General features: G+C 71.3%; 16 protein-coding genes. 11 read left to right on the forward strand and 5 right to left on the reverse strand.

Annotated elements, in window-relative coordinates:
• The first annotated feature begins 1 nt into the window (after position 1).
• The 9 genes from SLW55_RS16330 (at position 2) to SLW55_RS16370 (ending at position 10,167) form a co-directional block, all read left to right on the forward strand.
• The gene (locus tag SLW55_RS16330; RefSeq protein ID WP_017912905.1) at positions 2 to 1,135 is read left to right on the forward strand and encodes a LysM peptidoglycan-binding domain-containing protein; all 1,134 of its coding nucleotides are present in this window, start codon (positions 2 to 4) and stop codon (positions 1,133 to 1,135) included.
• Between the two features lie 81 nt (positions 1,136 to 1,216).
• Positions 1,217 to 2,371, forward strand: a complete 1,155-nt coding sequence (dprA, locus tag SLW55_RS16335) for a DNA-processing protein DprA (RefSeq protein ID WP_320745404.1) — start codon at positions 1,217 to 1,219, stop codon at positions 2,369 to 2,371.
• Between the two features lie 43 nt (positions 2,372 to 2,414).
• On the forward strand, positions 2,415 to 2,888 hold the full coding sequence (locus SLW55_RS16340) for a DUF494 family protein (protein ID WP_010340686.1): 474 nt from the start codon (positions 2,415 to 2,417) through the stop codon (positions 2,886 to 2,888).
• Positions 2,889 to 2,930: 42 nt separating this feature from the next.
• Positions 2,931 to 3,632, forward strand: coding sequence for a pilin (locus tag SLW55_RS16345; RefSeq protein ID WP_173003432.1), 702 nt, complete (start codon positions 2,931 to 2,933; stop codon positions 3,630 to 3,632).
• A gap of 39 nt (positions 3,633 to 3,671) precedes the next feature.
• Entirely contained in the window at positions 3,672 to 4,613 is a 942-nt protein-coding gene (locus SLW55_RS16350; RefSeq protein ID WP_267097877.1) for an RDD family protein, read from the forward strand.
• 238 nt (positions 4,614 to 4,851) lie between these two features.
• Positions 4,852 to 7,338 (forward strand): DNA topoisomerase I, encoded by a 2,487-nt coding sequence (locus SLW55_RS16355; protein WP_017913294.1) that lies wholly within the window; start codon positions 4,852 to 4,854, stop codon positions 7,336 to 7,338.
• A 289-nt stretch (positions 7,339 to 7,627) separates the two neighbouring features.
• Positions 7,628 to 8,188 carry a Sua5/YciO/YrdC/YwlC family protein gene (locus SLW55_RS16360; RefSeq protein ID WP_267100263.1) on the forward strand — a complete coding sequence of 187 codons (561 nt, stop codon included), beginning with the start codon at positions 7,628 to 7,630 and terminating at the stop codon, positions 8,186 to 8,188.
• Between the two features lie 555 nt (positions 8,189 to 8,743).
• Positions 8,744 to 9,499: a DUF4124 domain-containing protein gene (locus SLW55_RS16365; RefSeq protein ID WP_320745406.1), complete on the forward strand. Its 756-nt coding sequence runs from the start codon at positions 8,744 to 8,746 to the stop codon at positions 9,497 to 9,499.
• Entirely contained in the window at positions 9,499 to 10,167 is a 669-nt protein-coding gene (locus SLW55_RS16370) for a DUF4124 domain-containing protein (RefSeq protein ID WP_320745407.1), read from the forward strand. Before SLW55_RS16365 ends, SLW55_RS16370 begins: the two co-directional genes overlap by 1 nt.
• A 583-nt stretch (positions 10,168 to 10,750) precedes the next feature.
• Here SLW55_RS16370 and SLW55_RS16375 read toward each other — a convergent pair.
• Positions 10,751 to 11,524: an SDR family oxidoreductase gene (locus SLW55_RS16375; RefSeq protein WP_150410895.1), complete on the reverse strand. Its 774-nt coding sequence runs from the start codon at positions 11,522 to 11,524 to the stop codon at positions 10,751 to 10,753.
• A gap of 87 nt (positions 11,525 to 11,611) precedes the next feature.
• Here SLW55_RS16375 and SLW55_RS16380 point away from each other — a divergent pair, with 87 nt between their 5' ends.
• Entirely contained in the window at positions 11,612 to 11,818 is a 207-nt protein-coding gene (locus tag SLW55_RS16380; protein ID WP_320745472.1) for a hypothetical protein, read from the forward strand.
• Positions 11,819 to 11,900: 82 nt separating this feature from the next.
• Here the strand turns inward: SLW55_RS16380 and sppA are convergent, their stop codons facing one another.
• The 3 genes from sppA to SLW55_RS16395 all read right to left on the reverse strand — a co-directional run bounded on the left by sppA (position 11,901) and on the right by SLW55_RS16395 (position 16,858).
• Entirely contained in the window at positions 11,901 to 13,799 is a 1,899-nt protein-coding gene (gene sppA / locus SLW55_RS16385; RefSeq protein WP_017911991.1) for a signal peptide peptidase SppA, read from the reverse strand.
• Positions 13,800 to 13,875: 76 nt separating this feature from the next.
• Positions 13,876 to 15,246 (reverse strand): MATE family efflux transporter, encoded by a 1,371-nt coding sequence (locus SLW55_RS16390; protein ID WP_017911990.1) that lies wholly within the window; start codon positions 15,244 to 15,246, stop codon positions 13,876 to 13,878.
• 160 nt (positions 15,247 to 15,406) lie between these two features.
• Positions 15,407 to 16,858, reverse strand: coding sequence for a hypothetical protein (locus SLW55_RS16395; protein ID WP_267100260.1), 1,452 nt, complete (start codon positions 16,856 to 16,858; stop codon positions 15,407 to 15,409).
• A 696-nt stretch (positions 16,859 to 17,554) separates the two neighbouring features.
• On the opposite strand from SLW55_RS16395, the gene SLW55_RS16400 reads away from it, so the two are divergent.
• Positions 17,555 to 19,744, forward strand: coding sequence for a primosomal protein N' (locus SLW55_RS16400; RefSeq protein WP_267100259.1), 2,190 nt, complete (start codon positions 17,555 to 17,557; stop codon positions 19,742 to 19,744).
• A gap of 305 nt (positions 19,745 to 20,049) precedes the next feature.
• On the opposite strand, the gene SLW55_RS16405 is transcribed toward SLW55_RS16400, so the two are convergent.
• A complete protein-coding gene (locus tag SLW55_RS16405; protein ID WP_320745408.1) occupies positions 20,050 to 21,783 on the reverse strand; it encodes a VanW family protein in 1,734 nt (577 codons plus the stop codon).
• Positions 21,784 to 21,896 lie beyond the last annotated feature (113 nt).

The following is a 21,896-nucleotide window of genomic DNA, read 5'->3' on the forward strand; positions in this document are numbered from 1 at the left end:
CATGTTCAATCGACTCCGTACGGTCGTCGCCGTGGCGATGCTCACCGTGGCGACCTACGCTGCTTCCGCCAGCATGGCCGCCGAACACCCCGACACCTACGTGGTGCGCAAGGGCGATACGCTGTGGGATATCGCCGGGCGCTTCCTCGGCAAGCCCTGGCTGTGGCCGGAAATCTGGCAGGCCAATCCGCAGGTGCACAACCCGCACCTGATCTACCCCGGCGACGTGCTCAGCCTGGCCTACCTGGACCGGGTGGCGCATGCCGAGGTCAAGCCGGGCCCGCGCCAGGACGCGCCGATCGACGCGATCCCGCTGGCGCAGGTGGAGCCGTTCCTGAAGAACCTGCGCGTGGTCGATCGCATCGACAACCTGCCCTACGTGGTCGGCACCGAAGACAACCGGCTGCGCGCCACCGACGGGCAACTGGTCTACGCGGTCGGCCTCGGCCAGGCCCAGGCCGGCCAGCGCTACGCCGTGGTCCGCCCGACCGTGCGCTACCTGCTGCCCAAGCTCAGCGACGACCTCGACGCCGAAGGCCGCAGCATCCCCGGCAGCGGCAACCTGTGGCAGACCTTCGTGCCGCCGGACAAGCGCCGCGAGACCCTCGGCTACGAACTGGCCCAGGTCAACATCGGCACCGTCGCCCGCGTGTCCGCCGACGGCCGCCAGGCCACCGGCCTGCTGCTGCAGGACAACGCCCGCGAAGTGCGCGCCGGCGACCGCCTGATTCCGGTCGAGGCGCAGCCCTACGACCTGCAGTTCGTGCCGCATCCGCCGTCCGAGCAGGCGATGGCCGCCGGCCTGCGGGTGCTGGCGGTGGCCGACGCGTTCAGCGCGGCCGGCCCGCGCGACGTGATCGCCATTTCCGGCGGCCGCCGCGAAGGCATCGACAACGGCACCGTGGTGTCGCTGTGGCGCCACGGCACCCGGGTCAACGACCGCGTGCGCCACCCCAACACCTCCCGCGCCGACGACGGCTTCACCGGCGGCAGCGGTACCGTGGCGCTGCCGGACGAGTACGCCGCGCACGCGATGGTGTTCCGCACCTTCGACAAGGTCAGCTACGCGCTGGTGATGGACGGCATCAAGCCGACCCGGATCGGCTACGACGTCAAGCACCCGGACGCGCGCTGACCCGCGGCTGGGGACTCCCCCTACAGCGATTGCAGACGGCGCCCGAGGGCGCCGTCTGCGTCTGCGGCCTAGGCTGGGCGCATGTCCAGTCCGGTCATCGCCCCTACCCACACACCCGCCGACCCGGCCCTGCTGCGCCTGTCGCTGGCCGGCGGCGCCAGCGCCCCACGCCGGCTGCTGCTGGAGCAACACGGCAGCCCGGCCGCGGCGCTGGCCGCCGGTCCCGCCGGCTGGCAGGCCGCCGGCCTGGATGCGGCGCAGATCGCCGCGTTGCAGCGGCCCGACCGCGCCGCGCTGGACACCGCCGAGCACTGGCTGGCGCAACCAGGTCGGCACCTGCTGGGCTGCCACGATGCCGACTACCCGGCCCTGTTGCGGCGCACGCCCAATCCGCCACTGGCGCTGTACGTGGACGGCGATCCCACGGTGCTGTGGCACCCGGCCGTGGCCGTGGTCGGCAGCCGCGCCCCCAGCGCCGGCGGCCGCGACAACGCCTACGGCTTCGCCCTGGCCCTGGCCACGGCCGGCTTTGCGGTGACCAGCGGCATGGCCAGCGGCGTGGATGCCGCCGCGCACCGGGCCGCACTGTCGCGCGCGGACGGGCTGACCGTGGCGGTGGTCGGCACCGGCCCCGACCTGGCCTACCCGCGCCAGCACGCCGCCCTGCGCCGCCAGATCGCCGAACGCGGCGCGGTGGTCAGCGAGCACCCGCCCGGCACGCCGGCGCGGGCGGGGCACTTCCCGGCGCGCAACCGGATCATCGCCGGACTGAGCCTGGCGACCCTGGTGATCGAGGCGGCCACCCGCTCCGGCGCGCTGATCACCGCGCGGCTGGCCGCCGAGGCCGGGCGCGAGGTCTTCGCCCTGCCCGGCTCGATCCACAATCCGCTGGCGCGCGGCTGCCATCGGCTGATCCGCGACGGCGCCGGGCTGGTGGAAAGCGCCGAGGAGGTGCTGGCCGGGGTCGCGCCCCTGGCCGCCGAACTGGCCGACGCCTTGCGCGGGCGCCTGAACGCCCCCACACAGGGAGCCAGCACCGCGCGCGCGGCCACACCGGCCTTCCCCCACCGCGACTACCAGCGCTTGTGGCAGGCGCTGGGCCACGACCCCATCTGTATGGATTCAGTGATCGCACGCAGCGGATTGACGGCCGCGGCGGCGTCCTCCATGCTGCTGGCCATGGAACTGGATGGCTACGTGGCGGTCGAACGCGGTCGTTACACCCGCAAACCCTAGTTTCTTCACCTCCACAGCGTCTCGCGACGCAGGCCGAGGGGCAATGAAAGAGAGCATTCTGGATGTCCTGCTGTACCTGTTCGAACACTATTTCAGCGAAGACGCGGATCCGGTCCGTGATCGCGACTCCCTCCAGAATGGCCTGATCCAGGCCGGTTTCAGCCCCACCGAGATCAGCAAGGCGTTCGACTGGCTCGACGCCCTGGCCGACCAGCGCCCGGCCGTGGCGCAGCCGCGCATCGATGGCCCGATCCGCATCTACCACGGTCCGGAACTGGACAAGCTCGACGTGGAATGCCGTGGCTTCCTGCTGTTCCTGGAGCAGCACGGCATCCTCGACAGCGACCAGCGCGAGCTGGTGCTGGACCGGGCCATGGCCCTGGATCAGGACGAACTGGATCTGGACGACCTGAAGTGGGTGGTGCTGATGGTGCTGTTCAACCAGCCTGGTGCCGAGGCGGCGTACGCGTGGATGGAAACGCAGATGTTCGTCGACGAGCCGGAGCCGGTTCACTGAGTCGCTGACGGTCGCGCACGGATGCACGAAGACACTTCCCCATTGGCGATCTGGTACTACGTCGATGCCGCGCGCGAGCGGCACGGCCCGTTGCCGGCGTCCGCCCTGCTGGAACGCCTGCACGACGGCCGCCTGCAGCGCGAGACCCTGGTCTGGCGCGAAGGCCTGCCGGAGTGGCGGCCGCTGCACGCGGTCGCCGCCGAACTGGGCCTGCCCGACGCCCCCACCCCGCCGCCCTTGCCGCCACCGCTCCAGACGGCCGCGCCCGTGCCCCCCGCTGCCACCGCCGCGCCGCGCAGCGGCCTGTCCGGCTGCGCGATCATGGCCATCGTCGGCACCATCGTCGGCGTGCTGCTGGTGGCGTTCCTGGGCATCGCCGCGGCGATCGCCCTGCCCGCCTACCAGGACTACCTGGCACGCGCGAAGGTCGCGCAGGCGCTCGACCACCTGGCGCCGCTGAAGGACCAGATCGCCGCCTTCAATGCACAGGAGCACCGCTGCGCGGTCAACGGCGACACCGGCTTCGGCGCACCGCAGAGCTATGCCGGCGACACCATCGCGCAGGTGCGGGTCGGCCGCTTCGACAACGGCCACTGCGGCCTGGAAGCCACCCTGCACCTGCCCGACCACAAGCGCCTGGATGGCAAAGCGCTGTGGCTGGACTACGATGAGCGCACGTCCGCCTGGAACTGCAGTTCCGACCTGGACGATCGCGTCCTGCCGGTCCACTGCCGCGGCGGCTGACCGGCGCACCGTTTTCGACTGCAACTCCCGGGGAACAGAATGACTGAGTGGTACTACGCCGACGCAGCGCAGCAGCGCCATGGGCCGCTAGCGGCCGCCGACCTGCAGCAGCGCTTCCAGCGCGGCGAGATCGGATTGTCCACCCTGGTCTGGCGCGAGGGCCTGAGCGAATGGCGCACCCTGGCCGAGTTCGTCGACGAACTCGGCCTGACCCAGGCACCGGCGCCGGCGATTGCCCCGATCGAGGTTGACCAAGAGACTCCTCCTCCGCCCCCGGCCGCGACCGTCCCCGACGCCTGGACCGCGCCCGCGCCGGCCGTGGCGGCGTCGCCCTACGCGGCGCCCAGCGCCGTGCTCGACGGTGGCGCGCGGGTGGTCGGCGGCGGCGAGGTGGTGCAGGCCGGTTTCTGGAAACGCGTGGCCGCCTACCTGATCGACGCGTTCCTGGTCGGCATCGTCGCCAACGTGATCCAGTTCGTGGTGATGCTGGGCTTCTTCGGGATCACCGGCTTCGGCAAGCAGCCGGACTTCAGCACCGCCGCGGGCATCGTCATGCTGCTCCTGCTGTACCTGCTGCCGATGGCGATCGCGGCGCTGTACTACGGCCTGTTCCACGCCTCCACCAAGCAGGCCACGCTGGGCAAGATGGCGGTCGGCATCAAGGTGGTGCGCACCGACGGCAGCCGCATCACCGTGTCCCGCGGCGTGGGCCGCTACTTCGGCTTCATGCTGAGCAGCCTGACCCTGGGCATCGGCCTGCTGATGGCGGCCTTCACCGAGCGCAAGCAGGCCCTGCACGACATGCTCTGCGACACCCTGGTGGTGGACAAGTGGGCCTACACCGACCACCCGGAATGGCAGCAGCGCAAGCTGGGCACGGTCACCGTGGTGATCCTGGCGCTGTTCGGCCTGTTGTCGGCAGCGGCACTGCTGGTGGTGGTGCTGGCGATCGGCGTGGCCGCCAAGGGCGGCTGGCACTGAGTCCGGCGGGCTCCGGGAACCCCGCTGCCGCCCGCGCGCCTGCCCGGCCGGCGGGCGCCGGCTTGACAGCGGGCGCCGGACATGCCCACTAATAAATAAGCGCCGTAGCTGAACGCCCGGGGGTTCCATCCCGGGCGTCGGCTTCTCTGCGAGACCGCAACGCTTCACTAACCGGAGCAATTGCGCCACCCTACCGCCCCCAGGGCGTCCGCCCACGCCCATCGAAGCCCGACCCGCCATGTCCAAGCACCTGCTCATCGTCGAATCGCCCGCCAAGGCCAAGACGATCAACAAATACCTCGGCAAGGATTTCCACGTCCTGGCCTCGTATGGGCACGTGCGCGACCTGATCCCGAAGGAAGGCGCGGTCGATCCGGACGACGGCTTCGCGATGCGCTACGCGCTGATCGACAAGAACGAGAAGCACGTGGAGGCCATCGCCAAGGCGGCCAAGGCGGCCGAAGACATCTACCTGGCGACCGACCCGGACCGCGAGGGCGAGGCGATCAGCTGGCACATCGCCGAGATCCTGCAGGAGCGCGGGCTGCTCAAGGGCAAGCCGCTGCACCGGGTGGTGTTCACCGAAATCACCCCGCGCGCAATCAAGGAAGCGATGGCGCAGCCGCGGCAGATCGCCGGCGACCTGGTCGATGCGCAGCAGGCCCGCCGCGCGCTGGACTACCTGGTCGGCTTCAACCTGTCGCCGGTGCTGTGGCGCAAGGTGCAGCGCGGCCTGTCCGCCGGCCGCGTGCAGTCGCCGGCGCTGCGCATGATCGTCGAGCGCGAGGAGGAGATCGAAGCCTTCATCGCCCGCGAGTACTGGTCCATCGCCGCCGACTGCGCGCATCCTTCGCAGCACTTCAACGCCAAGCTGATCAAGCTCGACGGGCAGAAGTTCGAGCAGTTCACCATCACCGACGGCGACACCGCCGAATCTGCGCGCCTGCGCATCCAGCAGGCCGCGCAGGGCGCGCTGCACGTCACCGACGTCGCCAGCAAGGAGCGCAAGCGCCGCCCGGCGCCGCCGTTCACCACCTCCACGCTGCAGCAGGAAGCCTCGCGCAAGCTCGGCTTCACCACCCGCAAGACCATGCAGGTGGCGCAGAAGCTGTACGAAGGCGTGGCGATCGGCGACGAAGGCACGGTCGGCCTGATCTCGTACATGCGTACCGACTCGGTCAACCTGTCGCAGGACGCGCTGGCCGAGATCCGCGACGTGATCGCCCGCGACTACGGCATCGCCTCGCTGCCGGACCAGCCCAACACCTACCAGACCAAGTCCAAGAACGCCCAGGAAGCGCACGAAGCGGTGCGTCCGACCTCGGCGCTGCGTACCCCGTCGCAGGTGGCCCGCTTCCTGACCGACGACGAGCGCAAGCTGTACGAGCTGATCTGGAAGCGTGCGGTGGCCTGCCAGATGATTCCGGCCACGCTCAACACCGTCAGCGTCGACCTGTCGGCCGGCAGCGAACACGTGTTCCGCGCCAGCGGTACCACCGTGGTGGTCCCCGGCTTCCTGGCCGTGTACGAGGAAGGCAAGGACAACAAGAGCGCCGAGGACGAGGACGAAGGCCGCAAGCTGCCGGCGATGAAGCCTGGCGACCGCGTGCCGCTGGAACGCATCCTGGCCGAGCAGCACTTCACCCAGCCGCCGCCGCGCTTCACCGAAGCGGCGCTGGTGAAGGCGCTGGAAGAGTATGGCATCGGCCGTCCCTCGACCTACGCCTCGATCATCCAGACCCTGCTGTTCCGCAAGTACGTGGAGATGGAAGGCCGCAGCTTCCGCCCGTCCGACGTCGGCCGCGCGGTGTCCAAGTTCCTGTCCAGCCACTTCACCCAGTACGTGGACTACGACTTCACCGCCAAGCTCGAAGACGAGCTGGACGCGGTCTCGCGCGGCGAGGAGGAGTGGGTCCCGCTGATGTCGCGCTTCTGGGAGCCGTTCAAGGAACTGGTCGAGGACAAGAAGGAATCGGTCGACCGCGCCGAAGCCAGCGGTGCGCGCGAGCTCGGCACCGACCCCAAGACCGGCAAGCCGGTGAGCGTGCGCCTGGGCCGCTTCGGGCCGTACGCGGCGATCGGCAGCACCGCCGAGGACGCCGAGGACAAGCCCAAATTCGCGTCGCTGCGGCCCGGCCAGAGCATGCACACCATCACCCTGGAGGAGGCGCTGGAGCTGTTCCTGATGCCGCGCAGCCTCGGCCAGGACCAGGGCGAGGAGGTCAGCGTCGGCATCGGCCGCTTCGGCCCGTTCGCCAAGCGCGGTAGCGTCTACGCCTCGCTGAAGAAGGAAGACGATCCCTACACCATCGATCTGGCCCGTGCGGTGTTCCTGATCGAGGAGAAGGAAGAGATCGCGCGCAACCGCATCATCAAGGAATTTCCCGGCAGCGACATCCAGGTACTCAACGGCCGCTTCGGCCCGTACATCAGCGACGGCAAGCTCAACGGCAAGATCCCCAAGGATCGCGAGCCCGCCTCGCTGAGCCTGGACGAAGTGCAGAAGCTGCTGGAGGAAACCGGCAAGCCGGTGCGCAAGGGCTTCGGCGCCAAGAAGGCCGCCGCCAAGAAGGAAGCCGCGCCGAAGAAGAGCGCGGCGAAGAAGGCCGCGGCCGACGCCCCGGCCAAGCCGGCGGCGAAGAAAGCGGTCAAGAAGGCCGCGAAGAAAACCGCCAAGAAAACGGTGAAGAAGGCGGCGAAGAAGACCGTGGCCAAGGGCGGCTGAGCCGCTCTGCGGATGGCCCAGGGCGGCCCGATGCACCCCCTCGAATAGTATGAGCGCGGGCGCCGAGCCGCCTTCTCGCGGTACCGACGGCGTCTCTCAGCGCCTGAAGATCCGCGACAACCCGATTTTCCTGTGGGAGGGGCTTCAGCCCGCGACGCTTTATCGGTAAGGCGTCGGGGCTGAAGCACCTCCCACAGAAAAGCGGCGGGCCGGAGACTTGCGAAAATCCCGAGTCCTGCCCAACCGACCCTCATTGTCCTTAGACGACGACGTGCCGCATGATGCGCGCATGAACGACCTGTCCCTGAGCCATGCCGTCGCCGTCCTGCGCAAGGGCGGCGTGATCGCCTATCCCACCGAAGCGGTGTGGGGCCTGGGCTGCGATCCGCACGACGAGACCGCCGTGACCCGCCTGCTGCGGATCAAGCAGCGACCCGTGGACAAGGGCCTGATCGTGGTCGCCGCCGAACTGGACCCGTTGCGCCCGTTGCTCGATCTGTCGGCCCTGCCGCCGGAACGGCTGGCCGCGGTGCTGGCCAGTTGGCCCGGACCGCATACCTGGATCCTGCCCGCCGCCGCGCATGCGCCGCCCTGGATCACCGGCGCGCACCAGGGCATCGCCGTGCGGATCAGTGCCCATCCGCTGGTGGCCGCCCTGTGCCGGGCCTGGGGCGGCGCCCTGGTCTCGACCAGTGCCAACCGCGGCGGCGAGCCGCCGGCACGGCAGCGCAGCGAACTGGATCCGCTGGTGCTGGGCGACCTCGACGGCCTGCTCGACGGCGACACCGGCGGCCTGGCCCAACCCACCCCGATCCGCGATGCCGCCAGCGGCGAGATCCTGCGCGCCTGAGGCGCTGCTCTTCAGCGCGGCACGCCTGTCTTCCGCCGCGTCGGCGTCTGGCGGCAATGGCGCGATGGAACCACGCGGGCGCTTCGCGCACCGTACCCTCACCCCAACCCCTCTCCCGGGGGGAGAGGGGCTAGCGCTTCCCTTCTCCCATTGGGAGAAGGTGGCCCGAAGGGCCGGATGAGGGTGCGGGCGCAGCCTGGTGCACTCAAACTACACGAGTCGCTTCGCGCCGGACCCTCACCCCAACCCCTCTCCCGACGGGAGAGGGCTAGCTGTTCCCTTCTCCCATTGGGAGAAGGTAGCCGGAAGGGCCGGATGAGGGTCGGGCGAAGCCTCGCAGCGACAGATCAACGCGCCAGTACTGCACGAGCGCGCCCTGGCCGAGGCCGGCGGCACCTTACAGCAGCTGCGAAATGCCGCAGGAAGCGCGCTGACCGACCCGCGGCCTGCCCGATGCGCTACGAGACCCCACTGCGCACCACCCGGCGCCACCGCGGCCTGAATCCTCGCCGGCCCGCCCTTTCCCTGGCTGCCCAAGGCGCGCAAGATGCGCGCATGCGCCTCCTTCTCCGCCCATTGCTGCTGCTGAGCCTGTCGCCCTGGATCGGTGCCGGCTGGGCGCAACAGACGCAGACGGTCAGCAGCGACAGCAGCAATGCGTCGGTGCGCATCTATCGCTGCATCGCCGCTTCCGGCGCGGTCAGCCTGCAGAACGCCCCCTGCGAAAACGCGCGCCAGCAGCAGGTGCTGGACATGCAGCGTCCGCGCGATCCGCCGCCGCGGCCGACCACCACCATCAGCACCGATCCGGCACGCGCGCAGGCCTCGCCGGCGCCGCTGCCGCAGCGCGAACTCCGCATCGTCACCGTGCAGCCTGCGCAGCCCATGTACGAGTGCGTCACTCCGGAAGGCGCGCGCTACACCAGCGACGACAACGCCGGCAATCCGCGCTGGGTGCCGCTGTGGGCTTATGGCTACGCAGAGGGCCCGTACGCACGGCCATCCGGGCGCGGCCCCGATGGTCGCTCGCCCGGCCCGCCGGGACCGCCTCCGCCCGGCGGCCCGCGCCCGCCCGGTCCAACGCCGCCTGGGGTGTCCGCCGGCGCCGGCGTGATCGTGCCGGCCGGCAGCACGATGATCCGCGACACCTGCACCGCGCTGCCCGAGCAGGAAGTCTGCGCACGCCTGAGCGATCGCCGCTGGGAACTGATCCGTCGCTACAACAGCGCGCTGCAGAGCGAGCGCCGCGCAATGGAAACCGAGCAGCGCGGCATCGATGCGCGTCTGGCGCGCGACTGCGGCGGCAGCTGATGCGGCGCGCACTCTGCCTCGCCGTGGTGCTGACCTGTGTCGGCGCCGCGCACGCCGAACCGGTGGTGTTCTATCGCTGCACCGACGCGCAGGACAACCTGACCATCCAGAACCAGCCCTGTCCCAAGGGCATGCGCCAGCAGAAGAAAATCATGCAGGGCGTCAGCAGCGCCGCACTGCCGGCCGCGATCGCCGCCCAGCCCGCGCCATCGCCGCCGCCCGCACGCGCCACGACCGCCGCGTCCACCACCGCGTCTGCTGACACGCCAACCGCGGCAGACGCAGCCGCCGCGCCACCGCCACCGCCACCGCCACCGCCACCAATGCTGCCGCCCCCGCCGCTGTACACCTGCAGCACCCGCGAGCAGGCGTCCTACATCGGAGAGGTCGCCGAACCGCCGCCGCGGTGCGTGCCGCTGCCCACGACGGACCTGGATGGCGGCCCCAACCAGGCCGGCGGCAGCGCCTGCGAAGTGCTGCGCGACCAGTGCCAGCCGCTGCCCGCCGAGCAGCTATGCGATGCCTGGAAGAACTATGTGGCCGAGGCCGAGACACACTGGCGTTTCGCCGTGCCCGACCATGCCGAGGCACTGCGCACGGAGTTCGAACGCCGCCAGCACCTGCTCGAGGCCAGCGAGTGTGGCGCGCCGGATCGCCGTGCACCGTGACCCATCGCGCGCGCGCGTGGCTGTGCGCCTGTTTTCGTAGGAGCGGCTCCAGCCGCTCCTAGGCATTCCGCTGCGCGCAGTTGATCGCGTGCACCACAGCCGGCAGCGCTAAACAAAGCGCTCAGCCAAAAATCACCATCCACCACGATGCATTCGCCGGTCATGTCGCTGGCCGCCGGCAGACAAAGGAACCGGTCACCGCGGTGCGCGCGCACAGCTTCTTGTGGGAGGGACTTCAGTCCCGACGCCGTATCACCCGGGCGTACCACGCAGCGCTTTCAGCTGGTGTCCTGCGCGCGCATAGCCGCCATGCAAAGGGCTGAACCGCTAGAACCCGTAACGCAAAAACCGCCGCCCACCGCGATGCATTCGCCGGCGATGTCGCTGGCCGCCGGCAGGCAAAGGAACAGGTCACCGCGGTGTGTGCGCACAGCTTTTTTACCAATCCCCATTCCCGATTCCCCAATCCCGGTTTTTGTGGGAGGGACTTCAGTCCCGACGCCGTATCACCCAGGACGTACTGCACTGCGCCTTTCAGCTGCGGCCATGCGCCCGCGCAGTCGCCATGCAAAGGGCTGACCCGCTAGAACCCATAACGCAAAAAGCCCCCATCCACCGCGATGCATTCGCCGGTGATGTAGCTGGCCGCCGGCAGGCACAGGAAGCCGACCGCCGCCGCCACTTCCTCCGGTTCGCCGATGCGGCGCATCGGCGTGCGCTCGATCACTTGCTCGTAGTAGTCCGGGTCCGACAGCGGCCCGGAGGTGCGGCGGGTACGGATGTACCAGGGCGCCACCGCATTGACCCGGATGCCGTCCTCGGCCCATTCGGCGGCGAGGTTGCGGGTGAGCTGGTGCAACGCCGCCTTGGTCATGCCGTAGGGCGCGCCGCTGCGCACGTGGGTCAGCCCGGACACGCTGCCGACGTTGACGATCGCCGAGGCCGCGTGCTGCGCCAGCAGCGGATGCGCGTAGCGCGACAGTTCGAACGCGGAGAAGAGGTTGGTCTCGAAGATGCCGCGCCATTCGTCCTCGGTGTAGTCCACCGCGGCCTTGCTGACGTTGCCGCCGGCGTTGTTGATCAGCAGGTGCAGGCCATCGGCATGGTCCTCGACCCAGTCCAGGATCTCGCGGCGGTCCTCGTCGTCGGCGACGTCGGCGGCCAGCGCCAGGATCTCGCGCTCGGGAAAGGCCTCGCGCAACTCGTCGCGCGCCGCTTCCAGCGCATCGAGGTCGCGCGCCACCAGCAGCAGGTCGGCGCCGAGTCCGAGCAGTTCGCGCGCGATCGCCAGGCCGATGCCGGCGCTGGCGCCGGTGATCAGCGCGGTCTGTCCGTCCAGCCGCCAACGGTGCTGCATGCGCGTGCCTGTCTGCTCACATGGGAGGCGTAGGATGATACCTCCACCCTCGAGGAGGTCGCCGCCATGTCCGCACCACTGCGCAGGATGACGTTGGCATTGCCGCTGCTCGCATTGCTGGCCGCATGCAAGCCGGAGCCGCCGCAACCGCCCGATGCGCCGCCACCGCCGAAGGCCAGCGCATTGCGCAGCGCCATCGCCCAGCCGCTGGATCGCGCCAGGCACACCCAGGCCACGCTCGACCACGCCGCGGCCGCGCAGAACGCCGCGCTCGACGCCGCGACCGCGCAATGAACAACGCCGGCCACGGGGGCCGGCGTTGCAGGAAGCAGGCGACGCGCTCGCAAGAGCGCGCCGCTGCCGGCGCAGGGCCGGCTTACAGACCGCAGAAGCAGTAGGCCAGCGCCTTCACCGGCGCGCCCGGACGGGTGTCGGCCGCGTCCTTGACGAAGCGCAGCTGGGTGTCCAGTTCCGGCAGGCTGCGTGCCAGCAGGGCATGGCCCAGCGCCGAGTCGCTCAGCATCCACACGCCCAGGCGGCTGCCGGCGAACCCGCTGACGAACTGCGCGAACGGCGTGGCCGGCTTCTCGACGTAGCGCACCCGGTACTTGTCCGGGCCGCCCAGCTTGGCGCGCGCGGCGGCATCGGCCACCGCGTCCTTGAAGCCGCCGAACGCGTCCACCAGCCCGCGCTCCTTGGCCTGCGCACCGCTCCACACGCGGCCGCGCGCGACCTGGTCGATGGCCTCGACCGACTTGCCGCGCGCCTGCGCGACCTTGCCGGTGAAGTCGGCATAGCCCTTGTTGATCACCGACTGGATCAGCTGGCCCACCGCCGGATCCATCGGCCGGGTCATGTCGAACGCGCCGGCGAAACGGGTGGTGCCCACGCCGTCGGTATGCACGCCGATCTTGTCCAGGGTGCGGGTGATGTTGGGGATCATGCCGAAGATGCCGATCGAGCCGGTGATCGTCGACGGGTCGGCGTAGATGCGATCGGCGTTCATGCTGATCCAGTAGCCGCCGGACGCGGCCAGGTCGCCCATCGACACCACCACCGGCTTGCCGGCGGCCTTCAGCGCCACCACCTCGCGGCGGATCTGCTCGGAGGCGAACACTTCACCGCCCGGCGAATCCACGCGCAGCACCACCGCCTTGACCGCGTCGTCGTCGCGCGCCTGGCGCAGCAGCGCCGCGGTCGACTCGCCGCCGATGCGGCCGGCCGGCTGTTCGCCGCCGCTGATCTCGCCCGCGGCGACCACCACCGCCACCTGCGGACGCGAGTCCACCGGCGAACGGCGCAGGTCCAGCTGCTGCAGGTAGCCGTCCAGGTCGACGTTGCGGTAGCCGGTGTCGGCATCGTCGTCGGCCACGCCGCGCTTGGCCAGCAGCTGCTCGACGTCCTCGCGGGTCTTCAAGCCGTCCACCAGCTTCTGCTGCAGGGCGAACTTGGCCAGGTCGCCGCCGGCGGCGGCCACGCCCTCGGGCATGGTGTCGATGCCGGCGTTGATCTGCTCAGGCGCCAGCTTGCGCGCCTTGGCGATGTCGGCCACGTAGCGCTGCCACACATCGTTCATCCAGAACAGGTCGGCTTCCTTGGACGCCGCCGAGGCCGCGTCGAGCACGTACGGCTCGGCGGCGGACTTGTATTCGCCGACCTTGAACAGGTGCACGTCCACGCCGAGCTTGTCCTGCAGCCCCTCGCGGAAGTACTGGCGGTAGCGGCCGAGGCCTTCCAGGGTCATCGAGCCCATCGGGTCCAGGTAGACCTCGTTGGCCTGCGCGGCCAGCAGGTACTGCCACTGATTCAGGTTGTCGCTGTAGGCGACGATCTGCTTGCCGGAGCTGCGCAGGTCCTGCAGCGCCTTCTCCACCTCGCGCATCGAGGCGAAGCCGCTGGGCTGCAGCTTGTCCAGGCGCAGCGCCACGCGCTCGATCTTCGGGTCGGTCTTGGCCGCCTCGATGGCGCGCACCAGGTCGCGCAACTGGATCTCCTGCGCGCCCTTGTCGTTCATCGCCTTGGCCAGCGCGCGGCTGACCGGGTCGGCGCTGAACTGCTCGACCAGCTTGCCTTCCGGCGCGATCAGCAGCGTGGTGCGGTCGCGCAGCGCCTTGCCGCCGTCGCCGCGCGCCATGGCGAACACCATCGCCAGCAGGATCAGCAACAGGAAACCGAAGAACACCAGGTTGAAGATCAACCGGCGGGTGAAGTTCATCACATCCCACAGGCCGACGAAGAAGTTGGCGACGGGGCTGCGACGCACGGGTTGGTTCATGGAAAGCTCCGAAAGGAAGGCGTCTTGCGCCTGCGCAGCATACCGGCTGCATCAGGCGCCGCACATGCGTCTGAAGTCAGGGGGCCGCCGGCGCGGCCAGCAGCCGCGCGCTGCTCCAGCGGAAACGCGCACCCATCATCACCGCGGCCGCGGTCAGACCCAGGATCAGGCCGATCCACATGCCCTGCGGTCCCCAGCCCAGCCACAGGCCGAGGCCGGCGCCCAGCGGCATGCCCAGGCCCCAGTAGGAGCACAGGGCCAGCAACATCGGTACGCGGGTGTCCTTGAGGCCGCGCAGCGCGCCGGCCGACAGCACCTGCACGCCGTCGGGGAACTGGAAGGTGGCCGCGTACAGCAGCAGCGTGGAGGCCAGCGCCGCCACCGCCAGGTCGCTGGTGTAGACGCCGACGATGGCGTCGTGGCCGACCAGCAGCACCAGCGCCGACAGCGCCTGGGTGCCGAGCACGATCGCATAGCCGGCCCAGGCCGCGCCGCGCACGCCTACCGCATCGCCCGCGCCGGCGGCGCGGCCGACCCGCACCGTGGTCGCCTCGGCCACGCCCATCGGCACCATGAAGCACAGCTGCGCCACGTTGATCGCGATCTGGTGCGCCGCCGCCGGTACCTCGCCGAGCCGCGCGATCAGCAGCGCGGTGACGATGAACAGGCCGCCTTCCATCAGGATGGTCACGCCGATCGGCAACCCGGTCTTGAGCAGCCCGACGATCGCGCGCAGGTCCGGCGCCTCGAACCGCGCGAACAGGCGCAACGGCGCAAAGCGCCTGGACCGCGCCAGGTAGATGGCGAAGCACAACGCCTGCGCCCACATCATGATCGCCGAGGCCATGCCCAGGCCGCCGGCGCCGTGCTCGCGCAGGCCCCACAGGCCGAAGGTCAGCGCATAGCCGAGCGGCGCCAGCAGCAGCAGGCCGCCGAAGCCGAGCAGCATGGTCGGCAGGGTCCAGTGCATGCCTTCGCTGAGGTAGCGCATGCAGAAGTACAGCACCAGCGCCGGCACGCCCCAACGGATCGCAAGCAGGAAGTCGCGCGCGCCGGGCACGATCTCCGGGGCGATGCCCAGTTGCGGCAGCGCCATCGGCATCACGCTCAGGAACGCGAACATCAGCAGGCCCAGGCCCAGCGACAGCCACAGCGCCTGGCGGAACAGCGGGCCGATCTGCGCATGGCGCTTGGCGCCGTCGAGCTGCGACACCGAGGCGGTCAGGGCGATCAGGGTGCCGATCGGGATCATCATCGGCAGCCACAGCAGCGCGGTACCGACCGTCACCGAGGCCAACGTGCGGGTGCCGTGGTGGCCGGCGATCACGTTGTCGACGAAGCTGATCAGGCCGGTGGAGACGTGCCCCAGGACCAGCGGCAGGGCGAGCTGCGCGGTGGTGCGCAGTTCGCGGCCCCGGACCGAGGCCGGGGTGGAAGACGAAAACATTGCAAGACTCTGGCGATCCCGCCGACTGCGGCCGCGCAGACAGCGCCGGCACCGGGTGGCGGAGGCCGGGCATTCTACCCGCTGCGGCGGATGACTGCAGGAGGAGCCCGGACCCGGGGCTCGGGACCGGGTGCCCGGAACGCCAGGCGCCGCGGGCAGTTCAGCGCGCGGCGCGCTGCTTCAGCCAGGCACCACGGCTGTCGGCGCCCTGCGCCAGCAGGTCGCGGCGCAAGGCGGCACGGTCCTGCGGCGGGGTACGTTGCGACAGCAGCGCCAGATGCTCGCGCTGGTCCGCCGGCAGGCCGCGCAACAGGCCCAGCAGTGCCTGCCGCTGCGCCTCCGGCACGTAGCCCAGCAGCGGCTGCAGCGCCCAGAACTCGGCACCCAGTTCCGGGCCGAGCAACCAGCCGTGGCGCTCCAGGGCGTCCATCTCGGCGAACTGCGCATGCAGGCTGTGCTGCTGCTCGATCGGCAGGCCGGCGAAGGCCGTGGCGACCTGACGCAGCCGCGCCTGCGCCGCCGCCGGCAGCGCATCCCAGGCGGCCTGGCGCGCGCGCAGTTGCGCCGGGGTCAGCGCCGGTGGCGTGGTCGCCGCGGGCGCGACGGCCGGGGCAACGGTGGCAGCCGGCGGGGCTTCGGCGGCCTCCGCCAAGTCGGCCGCGCTGGGAGCACTGCGCTCGATCCGCGGCGGCGGCGCGCCGGCCGCGTACCACGCATAGAAATCCAGGTCGTAGATCGCCGGCTCCGGCAGCGGCGCCGGCGGGTCGGCCGGCAGCGGCGGCGCGCTGGCGGTGTCCGACTCCGGCGGCAGCACTTCCACCTGCACCGGGCCGGTATCGCCCAGCGCCAGGCTCGCGTCGCTGCCACCGGCCGCGGTCGCGGCACGGGACCGATGCCAGGGCAGGCGGTCCCAGAACAGCGTCCCGACCAGGGCCAGGACCACCACCGCGATCACCGCCCCGGCCAGGCGCGTGCGCAGGGCCGAGCGCGCGGCGCGGCGGCGTGGACGCGCCGCGGCCGCGGCAGAGGCCGGCGCCTTGGCCGGCGCAGGCGAGGCCGTGCTGCCGGCGATCGCCGCATCGCGCAGTTGCGCCAGGGCCTGCAGCCGCGCCGGCGGCAGGTCGCGCAGACACTGTTGCGCCGCGTCGGCCAGCGCGCGCCAGCCGGCCGCATCCGGACGCCCGCCGGCGTCGCGCGGACAGGCCCGCGCCAGCGCCTGCTGGTAGTCCTCGGTGGTCAGCTGCAGCACCTGCGCAGCCAGCGGCTCGTCCAGTCCGGCGACGATGCGCAACAACAGCGCCAGGCGGTCGGCCGGCTGCAGGCTGCGCAGATGCGCCAGCGGCGCCGGCCAGGCACCGTCGGCGGCATCGGCCTGGCGCAGGGTGGGCACCGCAGCGAGCAGCTTCCAGAACCGCAGCGGCCAGTCGGCCATCGGCAGCGCCGCGGCGTGGCTGCGGAAGGCCCGCATCGCCGCCGCCAGGGCCGGCATGCCGCGTTCGGGCCGGCCGCTCTGCAGGTCGGCCAGGACCGCGGCGCGGCGTTCGATGCCGCGCAGGAACGCGGCCAGGGCGGGCGGTGCGGCCACGCCGTCGGAAGGGGACGTGGCGGTCATCGGGACTCCATCATCGGCGCGATGATAGCGAGGCAGCCGCCACACCGCGCGCTTGACAGCGGCGTCCCGATCGGCTCACCCGCGGCCGTCGCGACGGCCGGTTGTGCACAGCGCCGGAAATTGGCCTGCGACAGGTCTTGTCAAGCCCCCGCGAAACCATGTTGCATCTGTGTTTCACGGCCAAGTTGTTGTTTCGAAAAGAATAAATGCGATTGGCGCTTTTTTGTCCAACTCGTGGCAGAGGCTTGTGAGTCCGTCTTCACGGCGTGGAGCATGCCCGTCATGCACAGCTTTATCCACAGCAGATGTGGATAAATTCGATTCCCCAAGCGCGGCGGCCATTTACGACCGGTTTATCACTTTGCGGGCAGCAATCGCGCGCAACTCCCGCCCCCCGGAACCCACTTGCCACGGCCGCTAGGGCGTGTCACCGATCCCCGAGCATGCCGCGCCGCGGTTGCGCGTGCTTGTGGCAAGGAAGAGCGAGGAAGTGGACGTGCGTCCACGCCCGAGCGATGACGCGGCCACGGGCACGCGCAACCACGGCCCTTCGGGTTGGGTCTGGCAGGCGCGCTGCCGACGCCGCGCGGCTTGACCTGACGGCCAGTCAGGCGCTGCGCCCGCAACGCCGGCAGCGCGCCTGCCAGACCCAACGCGGCGTACTCGGGGATCGGTGACACGCCCTAGACTAGGCGGATGCCCTCCCCCGCCGCCACGCTCCGCGTCGCCCTGCCCGTGCCGCTGCCGCAGGTGTTCGACTACCTGCCGCCGCCCGGGGGCACGGTCGCCGACGGCGACGTCGGCCGCCGGGTGCAGGTGCCGTTCGGCAACCGCGAACTGAGCGGAGTGGTCGCGGCGATCGGCCAGGTCGAGGACGCCGACGGCCTGCGCGCGGCGTTGGCCTGGCTGGACCCGGTGCCCCTGCTCCACGGCGAACTGGCCGAGTCGCTGCGCTGGCTGGCGCGCTACAGCCACGCGCCGCTGGGCGAGGTGCTGGCGACCGCCCTGCCGGTGCCGTTGCGTCGCGGCGAACCGCTGCCCGACACCCACGCCTGGGCCTGGCGCCTGACCGAGGCTGGCGCCAGCCACCGCGCCCGCGCCGGCACCCGCCCGCACCGCTTCGCCGCGCTGCTGGCGGACGGCGCCATGGACGAGGACCGGCTGGACCAGGCGATGGACGACTGGCGCAGCGCCGCGCGCGCGCTGGCCAAGCGCGGCCACGCCGAGCGCATCGCGGTGCCGGCCAGCGCCGCGGCGCCGCAGCCACAACCCGGTCCGCCCCCCAATGCCGAACAGCAGGCCGCCATCGACGCGGTGGTCGCCGCCGCCGGCTTCGCCCCGTTCCTGCTCGACGGTGTGACCGGCAGCGGCAAGACCGAGGTCTACCTGCAGGCGATCGCCGCCTGTCTGGCGCGCGGGCGCCAGGCGCTGGTGCTGGTGCCGGAGATCGGCCTGACCCCGCAGACCCTGGCCCGCTTCCGCGCCCGCCTGGGGGTGCCGGTGCACGCGCTGCATTCGGGGCTCAACGACAACGAACGCGCCCGGGTCTGGGCCGCCGCCTGGCGCGGCGAGGCGCGGGTGGTGGTCGGCACCCGCTCGGCGATATTCGTGCCGCTGCCGCGGGCAGGATTGATCGTGGTCGACGAGGAACACGACGGCAGCTACAAGCAGCAGGACGGCATCCGCTACCACGCCCGCGATTTCGCTTTGGTGCGCGGCAAGGCGCTGGACGTGCCGGTGCTGCTGGGCAGCGCCACGCCGTCGCTGGAGAGCCTGCACAACGCCACCGGCGGCCGCTACGCACACCTGCGCCTGACCCGCCGCGCCGGCGACGCCAGACCGCCGACGGTGCGCGTGCTCGACGTGCGCAAGCGCCCGCTGCAGGACGGGCTGTCGCCGGAGGTGCTGGCCGGGATCGGCACGGCATTGGCCGACGGCGGCCAGGTGCTGGTGTTCAAGAACCGCCGCGGCTATGCGCCGGTGCTGCTGTGCCACGACTGCGGCTGGACCGCGCCGTGCCAGCGCTGCAGCACCCCACTGCACGCCACACCGATGACCGTGCACGCCGGCGGCCGGCGCCTGCAATGCCACCACTGCGGCGCGCGCCAGCCGGCGCCGCTGGCCTGCCCGGACTGCGGCAGCCTGGCCCTGCAGCCGCAGGGCATCGGCACCGAACGCCTGGAGGAGCGCCTGGTGCAGGCATTCCCGGACGTGCCGGTGCTGCGCATCGACCGCAGCACCACCCAGCGCCGCGATGCGCTGGAGACGCAGTTGGCCACGCTCGGCACTGCGCCCGGCATCCTGGTCGGCACCCAGATCCTGGCCAAGGGCCACGACCTGCCGCAATTGAGCCGGGTGGTGGTGGTGGGCATCGACGAAGGCCTGTTCTCGGCCGATTTCCGCGCCAGCGAGAAGCTTGCGCAGCAGCTGATCCAGGTCGCCGGGCGCGCCGGCCGCGCCGCGCGCCCGGGCGAGGTCTGGCTGCAGACCCACCACCCCGCGCATCCGCTGCTGCAGACCCTGGTGCACGGCGGCTACCACGCCTTCGCCGCCGCGGAACTGGAGCAACGCGAGGCCGCCGGCTTCCCGCCGTTCGCGCACCTGGCGCTGCTGCGCGCCGAGGCCAAGCAGGTCGAGCACGCCAACGCCTTCCTCGCCGCAGTGCGCGCGCTGCTGCCGGTGCAGGACGAGGTGCAGCGCTTCGGCCCGATGCCGGCGCCGATGCCGCGCCGCGCCGGTTTCCAGCGCACCCAGTTGCTGCTGTCGGCCAACACGCGGCGCGCGCTGCACGCGTTGCTGGACGCGGCGGTGCCGGCGATCCACGCGCTGCCGCAGGCACGGCGGGTGCGCTGGTCGCTGGATGTGGATCCGCAGGATCTGTACTGAGATAGGCGCGCGGTGCGCGACGCAAGTCCTTCAATGCACCGATGACGTACATCGCTGGAGCGCCAGAGCGCGTCGAGCCAGCGATACGCAGGCCTTGCATGAAGCTGCAAATCGTCAGCACCGCACGCAATCCGCTTCCCTAGGGGCGGCTTCAGCCGCGACGGGCATTACCGGTAGGCTGAAGCCGCCCCTACGCGGCAGTGGCGCGTGTCGCCAGGCAGGGCGGCTCTGAAGCTGCTCCAGACGAACGCGCATCCAATCGGCGTGGAAAAGCAGACGGTGGCCCTAATGCCTACAGGTTTCGCTCAGTCCACCAGACCCAGTGCGTCGACCAATTGGGCGCGCAATGCAGCGCTGTCGCCGGCCTCCACGCAGCGCCACGCGCCAGCGTCCGCGGACAGGCCGCAGGCGGCGGTGGCGATCACCGGTTTGCCCAGCGCCATGGCCAGCAACAGGCCGCGCGGCTGTTGTTCGATCCACGCCGGCAGCAGCACCAGGCAAGCAGCGTGCACGCCTTCGGCCATCGACGCGACCCGCTGTACCGCGATGCCGTTCCAGAAGTCCGGCGTCTCCTGCGCACCGGGCGGCAGCAGCAACAACACCGGCAGGCCACGCACCGCCTCACGCAGTTCGTAGGCGCCCTTGCGCGCCAGCGCCGAGGCCGCCAGCAGTACCCGCGGTACGGCGTCCGCCGTGATGGCCGCATGCTCCGGCGCGGCTGCCGGGAGCGCCGGCCGTTGCCATTCCAGCGCGAGGCCGCGGCTACCGGCCAGCGCCAGCAGTTCGCGATGCGGCGTGATCCAGTGCCGCGCCTGCGCCAGTGCCGCACGCTCGGCGGCGACCAGCGCCGGATCGGCGCGGAAATCGCACAGCGTGGGACTGTGCGGATGCCGCTGCGCGGCCACGTCCAGGCGCGCCTGCAACAGGTGCATCGGCAAGGCGGTCATGTACACGTCCCAGCGCCGGCCCTGCAACTCGCCGGCCAGCCACAGCTCCGGCAACAGGCTCTGCGGCACCACCAGGTCGACATCGCGCGCGCCCAGGCGCCGCCGCAGCGCCTGCAGGCGGATGCGCTGCGCGCGCTGGCGCGCCTGCGGCAACGGCATGCCGCGCCACAACCACCAGCGCCGCAGCAGCGCCGCGCGCAAGGCAGCGACGCTGGTCCGCGGCAGCGCCAGCACGCGGTCGCCGGGTTGCTGCCGGCGTCGGCGGTCGGTGGCGAACTCCGGCCAGTCCTCGTCGACCAGCCAGGTGCGGTGCAGCCCATCGGGCGCCGCTGGCACATGGCGATGGCAGGCACTGCGGCCGCAGCGGGTGCAGTCGTTGGCGGCGTCGACACCGGCCGGCGCGGTGGGTCGCTGCAGCGGCGGCAACGGCAACGCCGCCGGCGCCACGGCACCGCCACGGATGCGCACGTGCAGCGCTTCGCCGTCCAGCCACACCTCCAGCCGCCACGGCGCGGCGGCGCGCAGGCGCAGGTCCACGTAGTTCCAGAACACCACCGCGTCGCGGTCGCGCTCGGCCAGGGAGCCGGCAATCACCTGGGTGTGGCGGTGCCGCTCGACAGTCTCCAGGCCTTGCCGCAGCGCCGCGTCGTAGATCGCATTGGACACCTGGCACAGGCCACCGCCGATCGACGGCACCAGGCAGCCCTCGCGCAGTTCGCGGCCGGCGACGAAGCCGCGACGGCGGGTGGCGCGGCCGAGCTGGCGCCAGAAACCGAAGGTCGCCCCGGCCGGCACCTCCACGCCGTGCAGCGCACGCGCGGCCAGGCGCAGGTTGTGGATCTTGCCGGCCACCAGCCGCGGCGTAGTCTCCTCGCTGTCGGGCCACAGCGGGGTGACGGATTCGGCACAGGTGCCGGCGGCGATCGCCAGGCCGGCGTCGCGGCGATGCCGACGCGGACCGTCGCGCAGATCGTGCAGCGCGCGGCGCAGTTGCAGCGCACGGGTCTTGGCCCAGAACAGCAGGCTGCGCCAGCGCGACGGCAGCAGCGCCGGCGGCGGCGCCGATGCGCGCGGCTTCACTGTCGCTGGCATGAGCGTGCGTCCTCCCTGTCGCTGACCGCGCTTGGCATCGCGCTACTATACGGACATGCAGGTCCGGCCCTCGACGAGCGCGCAGCGCCTTTTCGGCAGCGCGCGTTCCGGCG

The sequence above is a fragment of the Xanthomonas sp. LF06-19 genome (assembly GCF_034105425.1).
Lineage (GTDB): Bacteria > Pseudomonadota > Gammaproteobacteria > Xanthomonadales > Xanthomonadaceae > Xanthomonas_A > Xanthomonas_A sontii.